The organism is Micromonospora sp. 15K316, from assembly GCF_004348525.1.
GTDB lineage: Bacteria > Actinomycetota > Actinomycetes > Mycobacteriales > Micromonosporaceae > Micromonospora.
The window spans coordinates 19107-34901 of the sequence record NZ_SMKG01000010.1 but is presented as its reverse complement, the minus strand read 5'-3'; the positions used below and the strand labels follow the sequence as shown (position 1 = coordinate 34901).

Genomic DNA, 15795 nt, shown 5'->3' with positions numbered 1-15795 from the left:
CCGGGGATCGAGCACTGTTCACGGCGGGCGTATCTGCCGACGGCAGAAGCTCAACCCGCCATCAGCCGCCGGCAGCGGCGCAGGGCGGCCAGGGCGACGGGAGCGTCGCGCCCCTCGATGCCGGCCGCGAACTCGCGCACCGCGGGCACCGCCCGCGCCGGCTCACCCGCCGCCACCGCCGCCTCGGCCAGCACCAGGACCGCCTCGGCGGCCCAGGCCCAGATGCCCTTGGCGCGCACCAGCGCCAACGCGCCGGTCGCGTGCCGGACGGCCTCCTCGGGCCGCGTGCCGAGGACCAGCCGGGCCCACGCCGAGCGCGCCTGCACCAGCGGCCAGATCGCCCCGACCCGCTCGGCGGCCTCGACGACCTCCCGCAGCGTCCGCTCGGCCCGCTCCACCCCCGTGCCCGTCGCCGTCAGCGCCAGCACGGTGGCGAGCTCCGCCCGCGCGTCGAGCAGGGTGACCGGCATCCGCCGCGCCGCGGCGATCAGCCGCTCGATCCGCTCGGCCAGCCCGTCCAGCCGCCCGGCGGCCCGTTGCAGCGACAGCCCGGTCGCCTCCACCAGGGCGGTCAACCGCTCGTACCCGGTCTCCTCCACCAGTTCCCGGCCGGCCGTGAGCAGCGCCGCCGCCTGGTCCAGATGCCCCGCGTGCAGCGCACCCTGCGCCCAGTTCAGGCAGGCCCGCGCGTGTTCCCGGGGCCGGTCGGCCAGCGCGGCGGAGGCGCGCAGCTCCGCGATGACCGCCCAGGCCGCCGGGTCGCCCAGCTCCAGCAGCAGCGAGGCCCGGGCGATGCGGACCGCGAGATGCGCGGCCGGGTCACCGCTCGCCTCCGCCGCCGCCTCGGCCTCCGCGCAGCGGGCGAGGTGGTCGTCGGCGTGCCGGCCGACGACGGTGTCCGGGGCCGCCAGCACCGCGAGCGCCGGAGCCCGCCGGCGTGGCGCCCGCAGGTACGGCACCGCGCGTTCGATCTCGGTGTACCCGCGCAGCGCCTCCCCCTGCTGGCGCAGCAGACGCCCGAGCACCAGCCCCAGCTCGCCCCGAGCGCCGGGCGGCAGCCGCCGGTCGGCCAGCAGCCGTTCCAGCACCGGGATGGCGGTGGCCTGGCTGAGCCCGTCGATGGCCGAGCGGCCGAGCTTGCCGGCGAGCCGGACCCGTACCGGTCGGGGCAGCTCCGCGACGTCCATCGTCTGCAGGAGGAAACCGGCGGCGGTGGCGTCGTCGCCGCGCTCGGTGGCCAGGTCGGCGGCGGCCTCGGCGTTGCGGACGAAATCGGCGTCGCTGCCCGCCAACCGGTAGTGGTGCGCCAGCTGGGCGACCGGTCGGGGCAGCTTCTGCTCCAGCACCCGCGCGATGCGCAGGTGCAGCCACTCGCGGGTCTGCCGGGGCACCAGGTCGTAGACGACCTGCCGGGCGAGGTCGTGCCGGAACCGCAGCCCCTCCCCGGCGTCGTGCAGCAACCCGGCCCGGTGCGCCGCGGTCAACGCCGCGCCGACGGCGGCGCGGTCCTGTCCCAGCACCGCCGCGAGGACGCGCGGATCGGGTGCGCGGCCGAGCACGGCGGCGGCGCCGAGCACGTCCCGGGTGGCCTCGTCGAGCGGGCGCAGCCGCCACAGCAGCACGTCGCGCAGGACGAACGGGACGCTGTCGTCCGCGAGCGGGTCGCCGCCCCGCTCGGCAAGCGTCCGCAGCACCTCCTCCACCACGAACGGAATGCCGGCCGTGCGGTCGAGCAGGGCGCTGGTGAGCTGCGGCGGCGGCTCGCCGAGGCGCAGCGCCCCGGCGGCGAGCCGGCGTACATCGTCGGCCCCGAGCGGGCCCAGCGGAACGCGGGTCACCGCGCCGGGCGGCGTACGCGCCAGCGCGTCGTGGATCGGGGTGCTGCCGCCGGGCGCCGGCGGGCGGGCGGTGAGCAGCACGGCCAGACCGTCCACCGGGTGGCCGCTCAGGTAGGCGAGGAAGTCGCAGGTCGCCGGGTCCGCCCAGTGCAGGTCCTCCAGGACCAGCACGGCGGGGGCCAGCCCGGCGAGCACGGCGCTGACGGCACGCAGCAGCCGGTGCCGCTCCGCCGCCGGGTCGGCCAGCGGCGGCGGCGCGGCGGGGAGCACGTCGGCGAGTTCGGGCAGCAGTGCGGCGAGCGCCCCGGCCACCGGGTTGAGCGGGCCGAGCCGATCGGCGTGTGCCCGGACGGCGTCCAGCAGGACACCGAGCGGGAAGGGCTCGGGAACGTCGTCGCACTCGCCGATGAGGAGCTGACCGGGCAGCGAGGCGAGCAGTTCGCGGACGAACCGGCTCTTGCCGATGCCCGGCTCGCCCTCCAGCAGGACCAGGCACGGTGGGGTGGCGACGAGCCGGCGCAGCAGGGCCAGCTCGTCGGTACGCCCGACGAACTCGACGGGCCCGCGCAGGCGTGCGGCGCGGTTCGGGGATGCCACCCCGCCGCCCCGCACGTCGTTCTCACCGCCGCCGGTCACCGTGTGGCGAGCACATCACCTCGGCCCCGAACGAGGGCGGCCCGGCGGGCCGGTGGTGACCTGGGTCACGTAGCCGGCCCGCCGGGCCCCGGGGGTGGATTCAGGACTGGACGGTGATCGGCACGGTCTTCAGTGGACCGTCACCGTTGCGGAACTCGAGTTGCCCGACGTAGCGGACGCCCGGCTTCAGGCCGGACCAGCGCAGCGTCAGGTTCACGTCGGCGCCCGGCTGGACCGAGCGCTGCTTCGGGTCGATGGTGAGCTTGCCGGTGGAGCTGCCCGGCGCGCCCGGCAGGTAGGTGGTGACGGTGTATCCGACGCCGTCCTGATCCGCGGGCAGGTTCTCGACGAACTCCTGCTCGACGACGAGGACGTAGTCCCCGGCCGCCGGCAGGTCCACCTTGGCGCCGCGGCGGCCGCTGACCGTGGCGGTGACGAACTTACCGGCGGTGTCGTAGACGTAGACGCTGTACTCGGTGCACGCCATCACCCCCTCCTCGTCCTCCCAGTCGATGGCCGAGCAGGCGGGCAGCTGCGAGGTCACCAGCACGTGCGGGTCGCGGGTGCCGGCCGGCACGTGCACGGTGCTGCGGTACATCGACGCGGGCAGCGGGGTCGGCAGGTTGTCCAGCGAGGACCAGTCCCACGACGCTCCCTCGCCGCGCAGCCTGACCGCGTCGGCGGTGCCCGCGGTCAGGCCGGTGAGCTGCGAGATCAGCCTGCCCTTGTAGCCGACCTCGGTGGCGATCTTGACGCTGCCCGAGGTGCCGGAGCCGGTGATCGAGTCGGGCGCGATCAGCCCGCTGTTGTGCACGACCAGCGGGATCCGCACGTCGTGCCGGTACTGGTCGCGCCAGGTCAGCGCACCGTCGGCCCAGGTGTCGAACGCGCCGCCGGTGTTGGTGACCTCGACCGTGAAGCGGGCCGTCTTGCCGGGGCGGATCGTCAGCTTGGCCGGGGTGACCTTCACCTTGTAGCCCGACGGCGCCTCGACCGACGCGGCGTACGTGCTGGTCCGGTCGCTGACGTTGGTGACGGTACGGGTGACCTTCTGCGTGCCGACCATCCGGCCCAGGGCGATCGACGGGTAGTTCAGCTGGGTGGTGTCGATCGCGCCGATCGTGTCGCAGTCCTCCACGTTCGCGCCGGTCTCACTCGCCCGGTCCTTGTCCAGCCCGCACAGGTAGCGCAGCCAGTCCTGCGCGGTGGAGTCGTAGACCAGGCCCGGGTCGAACGCCCCGCCGGGCTGCACCTCACCGGCCCCGTAGTTCAGCGGGGTCGCGTCGTAGCTGCCGATCTTGATCGGGTTGCCCTTGTCGGTACGGTCGACGGCGCTGGTCATCAACGCCGAGCGGACCGCCGACGGCGACCAGTCCGGGTGCTTGGCCAGGACCAGCGCGGCGATGCCGGCGATGTGCGGCGCCGCCATCGACGTACCGGACTCGAGGGCGAAGTCGTTGCCGCCGGCCGACGGCGAGAACGCCGCGAGGACGTCCACCCCCGGGGCGCTGATGTCCGGCTTCAGCAGGTCACCGGCGCTCAACTTCGACGGACCCGCCGCGGAGAAGGCGGCGACGGAGGGGGCCTCGACGGTCTCCAGGGTGCTCGGCGAGATGGTCGCCGTGGCGTTGCCGCCGGCGACGTACGCGAGGACCGCCGTCGCGTCGACCTCGTCGATGTGCACGGACGGCACGGCGTGCACGTCGGCGTTGAGCGAGTTCAACGTGTCGTTGTACATCACCATGCCGACTCCGCCGGCCCGCGCGACGGCGATGCTCTTGTCGGTGCGCGGGATCTCGCCGCGCAGACACATCACGATCTTGCCCTTGACCTTGGCCGGGTCCAGCACGTCGTCGGCGCAGAGCTCGGCCGCGTAGGTGTTGTTCGGGTCGATCGCGCTGTCCCGCGCGGTGACCAGCGGCGCCGGTCCGACGCCGGTCTCACCCATGCCCACGCCCTCGACGGTGGTGCCGTTGCCGAGGGTGAGCTTGCGGGTGTACTGCCGGTCGGTGGCGGTCGCGGCCACCGTGGTCACCCACGGGCTGGAGTTGTCGACGGTGCTCGGCGTCGGGCCGGCGTTGCCGGCGGCCGCCGACACGAACACCCCGGCCACGGCGGCGTTGAAGAACGCCGCGTCGATCGCGTTGAGGGTCTCGTTGTCGTCACCGACCGAGTAGTTGATCACGTCGACGCCGTCGGCGACCGCGTCGTCGATGGCGTGCACGATGTCGATCTCGCTGCCCACCGCCGAGCCGGCGCCGTCGTCGTAGAGCGCCTTGTAGACGGCGAGCCGGGCGGCCGGCGCCATGCCGGAGATCGTGCCGAGGTCACGGCCGCCGGAGGTCGCCCGGACTCCGGTGTCGCCGGCGGCGGTGCTCGCCGTGTGGGTGCCGTGGCCGTTGCGGTCGCGGGGCGAGAGGAAGTCGTCGGGGAACGCGTCGGCGATCCCGCTGTCGTTGTACCAGCGCGCCCCGATCACCTTGTTGTTGCAGGTGACCGGCGCCTCGATGCCGACGTCGCAGGCGCCCTTCCACTTGCCGTCGATGACCGCCTGGTCGGGACGGGGGCTGGGCAGCGGCGCGAAGCTCGCGCTCTCCGGCCAGAAGCCGCTGTCGATGACCCCGATGATCATGCCTTCGCCGGCGTGGTCGGTGCCGCCGAACTGCTCCCGCCACACCCCGTAGCGGCCGGTCAGGCCCAGGTAGTCAGGGGTGTGGGAGGTGAGCGCGTGCACCTTGCGGTCCGCGTACACCGCCCGCACACCTCGGCTGGCGCGCAGCCGGGCGGCCTGCGGCCCGGTCAACTCCGCCACGAAGCCGTTGAACGCCGTCTCCATCGTCACCCGGGGCTGGCCGGTGACGCCCACGCCCTTCAGCACGTCGGTGCGCTGGCGGCGCAGGTGCTCCCGGTAGGCCGTGGCGCTGCCGGAGTCCCGGTTCAGCTTGCCGCCCCGGGCCGGCTTGGTCGCCGCGATCCCGGCCACGCCGCCGGTGTAGGTCGCCAGCGGCTCGCCGTCGAGCTGGACGAGGTACCGGGCGGTCGGTTCGCCACCGGTCGACCCGGCGGCGGTGGCGGCGCCCCCGGTCAGGGTCGTGAGGCCGGCCGCGACCAGTGTCGCGGCGGCAAGCATGCCGACCCCACGCCGGGTACGTCCGGACCGTTGCACGTTCGGTTCTGGCACGTCGTTGTCCTCCGCGTCGTGTGCCGCCCGTCACGCGAATGGTGACGGTGGCCGAAACGTAGGAGCGACGGACGATCATGCGAAAGCGACCGTAATCCAGCCGTTACCTTGGAAACAGTCTCGTAACGTCACGGGTACTTTCCATGTCATTTCGCGGACCACGAGGCACGTCGAGGGACCGTTCAGCCACCTCCGGCCGACCCGACCGGCCCGCCGTCCACGGCGGACGTCGACGGCCCCTCCACCGCCCGTCCGGACCCCCGCCGGTGCGCCTATCGAGTAGCTGACTGTACGCGAAGCTCCGGTCACCGGACGCATACGCTCCGACGTGCCTGCCCGTCCCACCAGGCATTTTCCCCGTCGGCAGCCCGATCCCGGGATCCGGGCCACCTGCTCGAATGAGGTCCGTATGACCACAGTGGTGCACACCGCCGCGCCCGTTCCGGGCTGGCGACGACGTCTGGGGGCGATACCGATCGTCCCGGTTCTCGTCAGCGCGTTACTGCCCGTCCTGGTGCTGAGCAGCCCGGCGGCGGCGGCCGATCTCAACATGACGGTCCGGGTGACCGTCGAGCGCGTCGAAGGCCACGACTTCGGCGAGGACCCCGACTTCTACAGCTACGTCGAGATCGCCGGCGAGTCGTTCAACAACGAGGACACGCCGGCCACCGACCCCTTCGAGGACACCTACACGATCGAACCGAACTGGGAGTTCTCCAAGCAGGTCGCCCTCTCCAGCGGCACCGTCCCCATCTACCTGGAGATCCGCGACGAGGACGGGTTCCTCCGGTTCGACGACGACCTCGCCGACCTCGATCCCGACGGCGACGACCCGGACGACCCCTCGGACAACGACGACGACACCGACCAGTCGCTCAGCTTCACGGTCGACCTGAACGCCTGCACCGTGACCGGCGACCTGAACGGCGGCTGCGGCGTGTTCACCAGCACCGGCACGCCGGACGAGTCGGCCTCCGTCCGGCTACGGGTCGAGGTGACCGAACCCCCGGCCGCCCCGGGCATCCGGATCCGATGCCTGCACACACCGCTCTTCCCGCAGGTCGGCGACACCGTCACCATCACCGCCGAGTTCCTCGACGGCTCACTCAACCCGACCCGGGCCGACACCCTGGAGATCTGGGTCAACGACCGCACCGCTCCCGAGACGAGCGTGACGAACTCGCTCACCCTCACGTACAACCACACCATCACCGGCGGGGGCAGCTTCAGCTACGGCTGTCGCGGCATCGACGACAGCGTCCCCATCTTCACCGGGTGGCGGTCGGTGGCGGCGACCGCCGGCGCCGGCGACGAGGTCCAGGTGCTCTACACCGGCAGCACCTACAGCCGGGTGGACTGGGTGTTCGTCGGCGACTCCGACGACTACAGCGGCGCCGCCGACCCGCAGTTCCAGTCGGACGTGCAGCAGATCATCTACAACTCGTTCTACAGCTACGACCCGTTCCTCGTGCACCAGGACGCGATGAACTTCTGGCTCCAGGTCGGCACCGGCCAGGCGGATCCGGCCGAGGACGGCTGCGACCACGAGGTGCCCGACTCGGGCTGGGCCGACAGCGTGATGGTGGTGCACGTCGACTCGTTCCGCGACTGCGCCATGGGCGGCTCGAACGTCTTCTCGGGCGAGAACACCAGCTTCAGCACCATCCGCCACGAATCCGGGCACCGCCCGTTCGGGCTCGCCGACGAGTACTGCTGCGACGGCGGCTACTACCAGCAGGACGTCTACCCCAACGTCTACGAGGAGCCGGAGGACTGCGCCGAGGACGCGCCGGACCTCGGCCGGACCGCCTCCGACTGCCGCGAGTTCGAGGAGGAGATCGAGAACTGGGACGACTTCGACTGGTCGGTCTCCGACCCGGCCACCAACGACCTGATGGTCGACAACACCACCGCGCAGGCGGCGGACACCAGACGCATCGAGTGGTACTTCGCCGAGTGCCGCGGCGCGAAGTGCTGAGGGGATGAGGACGATGCGCGGAACAACCAACTCGCGCCGCCGGCTGGCCTGGTGGCTGCTGCCGGTCGCCGTCGGCGGGGCGCTCTGGGTCGGCGCCCCGGCCCTCTCGGACCCCGCGAACGACCCGACGATCCAACCGATCCCCGACTTCGCCGCCGACGCCGCGGCGGACGAGGCCAAGTCGATAGTCGTACGGGTCTCCTTCAACGGTCGCGCCCACGCCACCGTCACCGGCATCCAGGTGGTCGACGAGCGCGCCCCGTCGCACCTGGGGGCGCCACCGCTGGCCAAGGTGGACGTGCTGGGCGAGACCGGCCTGATCGGCACCTTCAACGACTGGCACCCGATGTGGGAGCTCGGCGAGGAGACCGGCGGCGGCGAGACCCGTCGACTCAACCCGCAGGCGTCGGGACGGTGGATCGCCCCGTTCGACCGGGACGCGACCACCGTCGTCGTCACCGACATCGCCGCCGCCGACGAGATCGTCCGGGCCGACCTCACCGACGCGATCCACGACTTCTGCCTGGCCAACCCCGACGACGAGGACTGCCTCCGGGCCGACCTCGCGGTCGAGGCGGTCACCGTGACCGCCGCGCCGCCGATCGGCCTGGTCGGCGCGGACGCCACGATCACCGTCGAGACCGTCGTGACCAACAACGGCCCCGACGGCCCGGCGGACGCCGCGCTCACGACGACCGCCGCGGTCGGCCCGGGCGTGACGGTGACACCGGCCTCCCAGACGGCGACGCTGCCCGGCGTCGCGGTGAACACCGACGTCACCGAACCCGACCAGTGGACCGTGCGGTGCGACACCCCGGGCAAGCACACCGTCACCTTCACCTCGACGGTGGCGACCGTCCACGCGGCCGACGTCGACCTGGTGGCCGCCAACAACACCAGGTCCACGACCCACACCATCGACTGCGCGGTGCCGGTCACCGTCAACATCAAACCCGGTGGCGACCCGAACAGCATCAACCTGGGCGCCGGCGGGAACAACGCGCCCCTGGCGGTGCTCACGACGGCGGCCGGCGAGTACGGCAACCCGCTCGCCTTCGACGCCCGGACCGTCGTCGCCACGACGGCCCGCTTCGGGAACCGCGCGGTGGTGCTCGGCGGCGGAGGCGCCGCGGAGACGCACAACCGGCGGCACGACGAGCGCAGCTACGAGCTCGACGAGCGGACCCGGGACGCCGACCTCGACGCCGTCCTGCACTTCCGGGCCGCCGACGGCGGCTTCACACCCGGAGACACCGAAGGCTGCCTGATCGGCGAATTCGCCGACTCGACCGGCACCTTCACCTTCTTCGGTTGCGGACCGGTCCGCATCGTCCCCTGACGTCGGACCCGCTGGTGGTCCTCCCCGCGAACGTGGGGAGGACCACCACCACGCAGAGGCCACCCGCAGAGCCCCGAACGCACTACGGCTCGTCACCGGTCTTCGGTGACGAGCCGTGGAGCTGCCGCGGGTGCTGGTGGGCGATACTGGGTTTGAACCAGTGACCTCTTCCGTGTCAAGGAAGCGCGCTCCCACTGCGCCAATCGCCCGTGGTGATCGCCCGGAGCCCGGAAGAACTCCGGCTTCCGTCAGGCGGATCTGCGAGCGGACGACGGGATTCGAACCCGCGACCCTCACCTTGGCAAGGTGATGCGCTACCAGCTGCGCTACGTCCGCACATCCCCGGCGAGCGCCGGCGACGACGTGAACTCTACCCGATCCCAAGATCGGCCGACGCGGCACCCGGCCGTTACGTGGTTGCGCACTTCGACAGCGGGGTACTGAGTCCCCCGACAGCGCACCACATCCCGCCAGAAGGAGGGCTGTCATGGGTATCGGAACCAGCATCTTCCTGATCGCGGTCGGCGCGATCCTCACCTTCGCGCTCGACGCGAGCGTCGGCGGAATCGACCTCGACGTCGTTGGTTGGATCCTGATGGCGGCCGGCGTGCTCGGCCTCATCATGACCACGCTCATCTGGGGCCGCCGTCGCTCCGTGGTCGCCGCCGACGAGCCGGTCCGCCGCGTCGAGGAGCCCGTCGAGTACCGCCGCGTCGAGGAGCCCGTGCAGTACCGCCGGGTGGAGGAGCGCCGGGACGTCGCCCCGCCGCTGTGACACCGGCCCCCGCTTCCGGCGCGCCGGGCCACCGAACCGGGCATATCGCGGGCCGACCCCCTCCCGACGAGGGGGTCGGCCCGCCCCCGTCGTGCCGTCAGCGCATCAACTCGTTGAACGTGCCGTAGTCGATCGCGTCCGCCAGCGCGCCATAGGTGCCCGCGCCGAACGCCTCGTCGGCCGCACGGCGTGCCACCGCGTACGCGGCCTCGGCCACCGACGAGCCGAGGCTGACCCTTGCCACCCCGAGCGCGGCCAGTTCGGCGACCGCCGGGGCGCCCGGCCCGGCCAGCACGTTCAGCGGCGCCGGCACCGAATCGACCAGGGCACGGACGGTCCCGGGATCGACCACCCCGGGCACGAAGACACCGTCCGCACCGGCCGCCAGGTACTCCCGCGCGCGGGCCACCGTCTCGTCGAGGCCGCCCGCGCCGACCAGGAACGTGTCGACCCGGGCGTTGACGTACAGCGGCACCCCGGCCCCCTCGGCAGCGGCCCGGGCCGCGGCGATCCGGCCGCACTGGTCGGCCACGTCGCGCAGCGGTGCACCGGCCTCGCCTCGGGCATCCTCGATGTTCACGCCGACCGCACCGGCGGCGATGACCTCCCGCACGGTCTCGGCGACCTCCGCCGAGGTCGCGCCGTACCCGGATTCGATGTCCGCGGTGACCGGCAGCCGCCCCGCGCCGGCGGCCACCCGGCGCACCACTTCGACGGCCGCGTCACGACCGAGGACGTCCCCGTCCGGAGCGCCCACGCTCCACGAGACACCGGCGCTGGTGGTGGCCACGGCGCGGGCACCCGCCGCTGCCACGATCCGGGCGCTCGCGGCGTCCCAGACGTTGACGAGGACCAGCGGCGATCCAGGAGTGTGCAGGGACCGGAAGAACTCAGCTCGGGTGTGTTGTTCGCTCACCCGGCAAGTCTCGGCCCGCCCCACCGCCGGGAAGTACTGTTTCAGTCCCAGCTGAATCCACCGGGGGTGCACGTGGTCGCGATCGGCCTGTCGGCAGGCGCCGTCGCCCGCATCCGGTTCGCCGTCTCCTGCCTGTGGGAGGTCGTCGCGAGCGTCCGGGTGCTGCGCGACCCGGGCGACCACGCCGTCCACCTCCCCTGGGCACGCCGGGTACGTCCGCGACTGGCCGGGGCCGGGCTCGACGGCGGCCTGCTCTGGCAGCTCGTACCCGCCCCGCCCGGCTACCTGGCGGACTTCCTCACCCCACCGGCCGCCAGCCTCGACCCGGACCTCCCCACCGAACTCGCCGCCCTGCGCGCCACCAGCGCCGACACCGTCCGCGCGCACCTCGATCTCTACCCCGGTACGCCCGGCCCAGCCGTGGCCGCCCTGTACGACGACCCCGAGACCGGGCTCCGCCGGTTGACCGACGAGATCGAGGCGTACTGGCGGATCGCCCTGGCACCGGACTGGTCCCGGATCCGGGCGCTGCTCGACGCGGAGGTCAGCGCCCGCGCCCGCCTCCTCGCCGACAGGGGCGCGGCCGAACTCCTCAACGACCTGCACCAGCAGGTCCGTTGGGAGGACGAGATCCTGCTGATCGCGCAGCGGCACTGCCTGGCCCCGGACGTCCACGACGGCCCGGGCCTCGTGCTGGTCCCGTCGGTGTTCGTCTGGCCGTCGGTGCTCAGCATCTCCGCCGGGGAGACCCCTCAGCTCGCCTACCCGGCCCGGGGGATCGGCGCCGTGTGGGAACGTCCGGCCGCCACCCCGAACGCCCTGGCCGCCGTGGTCGGCCGCGGCCGGGCCCGGCTGCTGGCCGAGCTCGCCGCCCCACTCAGCACCACCGAGCTGGCCCGCCGTACCGGCATGTCCGCCGGCGGCGTGTCCCAGCACCTCACCGTGCTACGCGCGGCCGGGCTCGTGGTGACACATCGGCGCGGTCGGCTGCTGCTCAGCACCCGCACGGAGGTCGCCGAGGCGCTGCTCGCCGCCGCCGGGTGACGCCCGACCGGCCCGGAGCAACCGGACGCCGTCAGGACTGGCGGATCGCCTCGGCCGCGATCTCGATGCGGACACTCTTGCCGACGAGCACGCCGCCACCCTCCAGGGCGACGTTCCACAGCAGGCCGTAGTCCTCGCGATCGAACTCGGCGGTCGCGGTGAACCCGAAGATCTCCTGCCCGGACAGGTCGGTCCGGGTGCCGCCGAACTCCACCTGAAGATCGACTGGCCGGGTGACGTCCTTGATCGTCAACTCACCGGTGAGCACGAACCGACCGGAGGCGCGGACCGGCGGCGGCTCGACGCCACCTCCGCCCCGGCGCCCGAGGAGACGGTTGTTGCCGCGCAGCCGCGCCCAGAAGAAGATCGGGTCGGTCTCGTCCTGCGGGACCATCCCGGTGCTGCGGTACTCGAGCGTGGGGAAGCGCTCCACGTCCAGGAAGTCGGGGCTCTTCAGGTGCACGTCCCGCTCGTCGTGCCCGGTGACGATGCTCGCCGATCGGATGCTGGCCCGCACCGACGAGCGCAGCGGATCCTCGTCGACGACGATCGAGGCCCTCGCCTCGGTGAACTCGCCGCGCACCGGGCTCACCATCATGTGCCGGCCCACGAAGCCCACTCGCTTGTGCGCCTGGTCGAGCTGGTAGGTGCCGGCGGTCGGGATCGTCATGCCCTTCCACACCCGCGTGGCGGGACCCGTCATCACTTGCGCCTTCCCTGACCTTCGGGTCCGCCCGGTCGCTCGTCGTCACGTGCCGCGAGGCCTGCGGACGCCTCCCCGAGCGCTCAGAATAAGGCGTGTCGAATTCACGTCGACGTGAATCGAACTGATGACGACGAGTGGCCGAAACCGGCGCCGGGCACCCATTTCCGGCCCCTGCCGAAGGCGAATCCCTTGCTGGCGAAGGGAATCCGGTCGACCCGGTGCCACCAGCGGGGAGACCGGCCTCGATCCGGCTCTGCCTGTCGGCGTACCGGGGGCGGCCTGCCGCGGTGAAGAATCTCACGGGAAATGGCAATTACGTGTCGCGGGGCACCTGCAGGAAAGCCAGCAATTGCGACAGGTCCACTGCCACTGTGCAGCGTTGTCGGGCCGGCACCTGTCGCGTACGCCGCACGGGTGGCCTCGCGTCGCCACCCGTGGGACGGCTGCCGGGCGGGAGATCGACTAGAGTCCCCGGCCATGACCGCCGTGGAGGCGCCTGTCGCGCCGATGCCCACCGCCCCGACGGAAGCAGCCACACCCCCACCGGTGAGCACACCCCGCCCGCTGGGTCTCGCCGGCTGGCCGCGGGTCGTGCGTACGCTCATGATGATGTTCGGCGCGGCTGTGGCGCTCGGCGTCGCGTACACCAGCCCGGACCGGCTCCTGCCCGAGTCCCGCAACGAGTGGCTGCTCTGGGCCTCCGCCGCCGGGCTGCTCGGCGCCCTCAGCGGTTCGACAGTCGGCTCCGGCGTGGCCCGCTGGCACGACCTCCAGCAGATCCAGCACGTCCCGGTCCGCCGGGTCGTGTCGTCGATACTGGTCTTCCTCGTGCTGGTGGCCGGCGCGGTGGCCGCCGCGCACGCCATCCTCGGCCGGGGGCTCACCTGGCGGTTCGGGGTCTTCCTCGGCATCGTCATACTCGGCGCCCTGCCGGCCGGGGCGACCCTCGCGGGGCTGCGGGTCGTCGCGATGCGCGGTCTCACCGGCACCCCCGGCGAGCAGCTCGCCGCGCTGATGCGGCTACGCCGGATCCTCACCCGGGTGTTGCAGATGATGGGCTCGTTGCTGCTCGTGTTGGTGCTGATCGGCGCGGCATCCGTCGGTTGGGGCAGCTCGGAGACGATCCCCCAGTCCACCGCGCTCGTCATCGGCGCCGCCGGCTCGATCCTCATCGCGCTGATGCACATACCGTCGGCGACCCTGCTACGTCGGCGCTGCCAGGTGTACGTGGACGAGTTCTCGGACATCGCCCACGTGTCGAAAGCCGACCTGATCACGGCGGCGGAGGATCGGATCAAGCTGGAGGAGATCCTCGGGGTCAACCGCACCAGCCTCAGCGAACTCCAGTCGGGGCTGGTGATCATCGGCCCGCTCCTCGCGACCTCGATCGCGGCGGTCATCCCCAAGCTCTGACCGCCGCGGTCGCGGCCGCCGGGCCGCCCGCCCGGTGGGGGCACGAACGAAACAGCTCGTCACCAGGAATCCGGTGACGAGCTGTTCTGCCTGTTCATGAAGCTGGTGGGCGATACTGGGTTTGAACCAGTGACCTCTTCCGTGTCAAGGAAGCGCGCTCCCACTGCGCCAATCGCCCGAGTTTGTGTCTTGCCGAGGTGGGGACGGGATTTGAACCCGCGTACACGGCTTTGCAGGCCGTTGCCTCGCCTCTCGGCCACCCCACCGAGGTTGCCCCCGTCATGCGTGGCGGCAGCTCCGAGCGGACGACGGGACTCGAACCCGCGACCCTCACCTTGGCAAGGTGATGCGCTACCAACTGCGCTACGTCCGCGTGTCACCGGCGTTCCCCGGTGACGGATGAGAACTCTAGCCGAGGCGGCGAAAGGTTGCCAACTCGGGGTGCCCACTCGGCGCGTCCGCACCCTCTTTGCCCGATTCCCGGGCAGGCGGGTCGCGCACCGCGGTTCGCATGGCGTCCTAGGAGACTGCCCCGGTGCCGGATGGGCCCGGCGAGCCGCGAACGCACCTGTCGAACCCGGGACGAAGTGTCCGTCTTCCGACTCTTCGACAAGCCGATCAACGCCGGACGGTAACTGCCCGTGTTCATCCGGATGGGTTACGGTAACGGTCGTGACGAGACGTGCGGCCGAGATCCGCCTGGATGCCCTGCTGCGCACGGCTTGCGACGTGATCGCGGAACGCGGTCTGGCCAACACCCGTACGGCCGACGTCGCGCAGGCCGCCGGGGTGAGCCAGGCGCTTGTCTTCTACCACTTCGCCACCAAGGAACGGCTCCTCTCCCAGGCCTTCGAGTACGCGGTCGAGCAGGACCTGGCCCGCCTGGACGCGGTGGTCCGCTCCCCCGCCCCGCCGCTGGCGAAGCTGCGCCGGATCCTGAAGCTCTACGCCCCCGCCGGGCGCCCGACCTCCTGGCCGATGTGGATCGACGGATGGTCGGAGTCGCTGCGTACGCCGGAGCTGGAGCGCGTCTCCCGCCGGCTCGACCTGCGCTGGCGGGAGGATCTCGCCGCGGTCATCGCCGACGGGGTACGCGACGGCACCTTCGAGTGCGCCGACCCGGCCGGGGCGGCCTGGCGGATCAGCGCGGTGATGGACGGGCTGGCGGTGCAGCTGGCGGTCCACGACCGGGTGATCTCCCGGCGGCAGTTCACCGAATGGGTCCGTCTGCTCACCGCCCGGGAGCTCGGCCTGGACCCGGCCGAGCTGGACTGACCCGAGACCCCGGCGCCGAGACCGGGCAAACCGGCTCGGTTCCACCCGGCGGCCGGGACAATCGGCGGCATGGACCTGCTGGAGAGCTACCGCCGCAGCCTGGCCGACTTCATCGACCGGGTGGAGCGGGTCAGCCCCCGGCAGTGGTCGGCCCGGACCCCCTGCTCGGACTGGGACGTCCGCACACTGGTCAACCACGTGGTCGGCGAGGCCCGGTGGAGCGTCCCGCTGCTCGCCGGCCGCACGATCGCCGACGTGGGTGACCGCTTCGACGGCGACCAGCTCGGGGACGAGCCGGTGGCGGCCGCCCGGGACGCCGCGTCGCAGGCGGAGATCGCCGCGTTCCACCCCGGCACGCTGGAGCGCACCGTTCAGCTCTCCTCCGGCGGCGCCCCCGCGTCGGAGTACCTGCACCAGCTCCTCGCCGAGCACCTCGTCCACGGCTGGGACCTGGCCGTCGCCATCGGCGACGACCCCCGGCTCGACACCGACGCGGTGCGGGAGTGCGGGAGGTGGTTCGCGGCGCACGTGGGCGACTACCAGCGCGCGAACCTGACCCGCCCCGGCGTCGACCCGCCCGCCGACGCCGACGAGCAGGACCGGCTGATCGCCGCCTTCGGTCGCGATCCTCGCTGGACATCGGCCGGCTGACCGCTCCGTCCCGACGGCAGGCGCCGCACGTCGCCGGTCACCT

The 15795-nt window shown here is 72.5% G+C and carries 11 protein-coding genes and 5 tRNA genes; 7 read left to right on the top strand and 9 right to left on the bottom strand.

Annotation, left to right across the window (positions count from 1 at the left end):
* Positions 1 to 50: 50 nt before the first annotated feature.
* Both E1211_RS04605 and E1211_RS04600 read right to left on the bottom strand, forming a co-directional pair.
* Entirely contained in the window at positions 51 to 2435 is a 2385-nt protein-coding gene (locus E1211_RS04605; RefSeq protein ID WP_165947168.1) for an AAA family ATPase, read from the bottom strand.
* 139 nt (positions 2436 to 2574) lie between these two features.
* Positions 2575 to 5655, bottom strand: coding sequence for a S8 family serine peptidase (locus E1211_RS04600; protein ID WP_132345701.1), 3081 nt, complete (start codon positions 5653 to 5655; stop codon positions 2575 to 2577).
* A 409-nt stretch (positions 5656 to 6064) separates the two neighbouring features.
* Here E1211_RS04600 and E1211_RS04595 point away from each other — a divergent pair, with 409 nt between their 5' ends.
* Together E1211_RS04595 and E1211_RS04590 are read left to right on the top strand one after the other, a co-directional pair.
* Positions 6065 to 7633, top strand: a complete 1569-nt coding sequence (locus tag E1211_RS04595) for a hypothetical protein (RefSeq protein ID WP_132345699.1) — start codon at positions 6065 to 6067, stop codon at positions 7631 to 7633.
* 13 nt (positions 7634 to 7646) lie between these two features.
* Complete coding sequence (locus tag E1211_RS04590) at positions 7647 to 8972, top strand: hypothetical protein (RefSeq protein WP_132345697.1); 1326 nt, start codon at positions 7647 to 7649, stop codon at positions 8970 to 8972.
* Between the two features lie 134 nt (positions 8973 to 9106).
* Here E1211_RS04590 and E1211_RS04585 read toward each other — a convergent pair.
* Both E1211_RS04585 and E1211_RS04580 read right to left on the bottom strand, forming a co-directional pair.
* A tRNA-Val gene (locus tag E1211_RS04585) sits at positions 9107 to 9181 on the bottom strand.
* 54 nt (positions 9182 to 9235) lie between these two features.
* Positions 9236 to 9308 (bottom strand) — tRNA-Gly (locus E1211_RS04580).
* Between the two features lie 151 nt (positions 9309 to 9459).
* Between E1211_RS04580 and E1211_RS04575 the strand changes: the two genes are divergently transcribed.
* Positions 9460 to 9747 carry a DUF6458 family protein gene (locus tag E1211_RS04575; RefSeq protein WP_132345694.1) on the top strand — a complete coding sequence of 96 codons (288 nt, stop codon included), beginning with the start codon at positions 9460 to 9462 and terminating at the stop codon, positions 9745 to 9747.
* Positions 9748 to 9844: 97 nt separating this feature from the next.
* Here E1211_RS04575 and E1211_RS04570 read toward each other — a convergent pair whose 3' ends face one another.
* Positions 9845 to 10663: an isocitrate lyase/phosphoenolpyruvate mutase family protein gene (locus tag E1211_RS04570; protein ID WP_132345692.1), complete on the bottom strand. Its 819-nt coding sequence runs from the start codon at positions 10661 to 10663 to the stop codon at positions 9845 to 9847.
* A gap of 72 nt (positions 10664 to 10735) precedes the next feature.
* On the opposite strand from E1211_RS04570, the gene E1211_RS04565 reads away from it, so the two are divergent.
* On the top strand, positions 10736 to 11707 hold the full coding sequence (locus tag E1211_RS04565; RefSeq protein WP_132345769.1) for a DUF5937 family protein: 972 nt from the start codon (positions 10736 to 10738) through the stop codon (positions 11705 to 11707).
* Between the two features lie 31 nt (positions 11708 to 11738).
* Here E1211_RS04565 and E1211_RS04560 read toward each other — a convergent pair whose 3' ends face one another.
* Positions 11739 to 12410: a YceI family protein gene (locus tag E1211_RS04560; protein ID WP_132345690.1), complete on the bottom strand. Its 672-nt coding sequence runs from the start codon at positions 12408 to 12410 to the stop codon at positions 11739 to 11741.
* A 480-nt stretch (positions 12411 to 12890) separates the two neighbouring features.
* On the opposite strand from E1211_RS04560, the gene E1211_RS32910 reads away from it, so the two are divergent.
* On the top strand, positions 12891 to 13826 hold the full coding sequence (locus E1211_RS32910; RefSeq protein WP_207915234.1) for a hypothetical protein: 936 nt from the start codon (positions 12891 to 12893) through the stop codon (positions 13824 to 13826).
* A gap of 103 nt (positions 13827 to 13929) precedes the next feature.
* Here E1211_RS32910 and E1211_RS04555 read toward each other — a convergent pair.
* The 3 genes from E1211_RS04555 to E1211_RS04545 form a co-directional block, all read right to left on the bottom strand.
* Positions 13930 to 14004, bottom strand: a tRNA-Val gene (locus E1211_RS04555).
* Positions 14005 to 14021: 17 nt separating this feature from the next.
* A tRNA-Cys gene (locus E1211_RS04550) sits at positions 14022 to 14092 on the bottom strand.
* Between the two features lie 34 nt (positions 14093 to 14126).
* A tRNA-Gly gene (locus tag E1211_RS04545) sits at positions 14127 to 14199 on the bottom strand.
* Positions 14200 to 14498: 299 nt separating this feature from the next.
* On the opposite strand from E1211_RS04545, the gene E1211_RS04540 reads away from it, so the two are divergent.
* Both E1211_RS04540 and E1211_RS04535 read left to right on the top strand, forming a co-directional pair.
* Positions 14499 to 15101 carry a TetR/AcrR family transcriptional regulator gene (locus E1211_RS04540; RefSeq protein WP_132345688.1) on the top strand — a complete coding sequence of 201 codons (603 nt, stop codon included), beginning with the start codon at positions 14499 to 14501 and terminating at the stop codon, positions 15099 to 15101.
* Positions 15102 to 15170: 69 nt separating this feature from the next.
* The gene (locus E1211_RS04535; RefSeq protein ID WP_132345686.1) at positions 15171 to 15752 is read left to right on the top strand and encodes a TIGR03086 family metal-binding protein; all 582 of its coding nucleotides are present in this window, start codon (positions 15171 to 15173) and stop codon (positions 15750 to 15752) included.
* Positions 15753 to 15795: the final 43 nt, after the last annotated feature.

Bases quoted from the DNA above. Each gene is read 5' to 3' on its own strand.
- E1211_RS04595 (WP_132345699.1), top strand. From the start codon at position 6,065: ATGACCACAGTGGTGCACACCGCCGCGCCCGTTCCGGGCTGGCGACGA.
- E1211_RS04590 (WP_132345697.1), top strand. From the start codon at position 7,647: ATGCGCGGAACAACCAACTCGCGCCGCCGGCTGGCCTGGTGGCTGCTG.
- E1211_RS04575 (WP_132345694.1), top strand. From the start codon at position 9,460: ATGGGTATCGGAACCAGCATCTTCCTGATCGCGGTCGGCGCGATCCTC.
- E1211_RS04560 (WP_132345690.1), bottom strand. From the start codon at position 12,410: ATGACGGGTCCCGCCACGCGGGTGTGGAAGGGCATGACGATCCCGACC.
- E1211_RS32910 (WP_207915234.1), top strand. From the start codon at position 12,891: ATGACCGCCGTGGAGGCGCCTGTCGCGCCGATGCCCACCGCCCCGACG.
- E1211_RS04535 (WP_132345686.1), top strand. From the start codon at position 15,171: ATGGACCTGCTGGAGAGCTACCGCCGCAGCCTGGCCGACTTCATCGAC.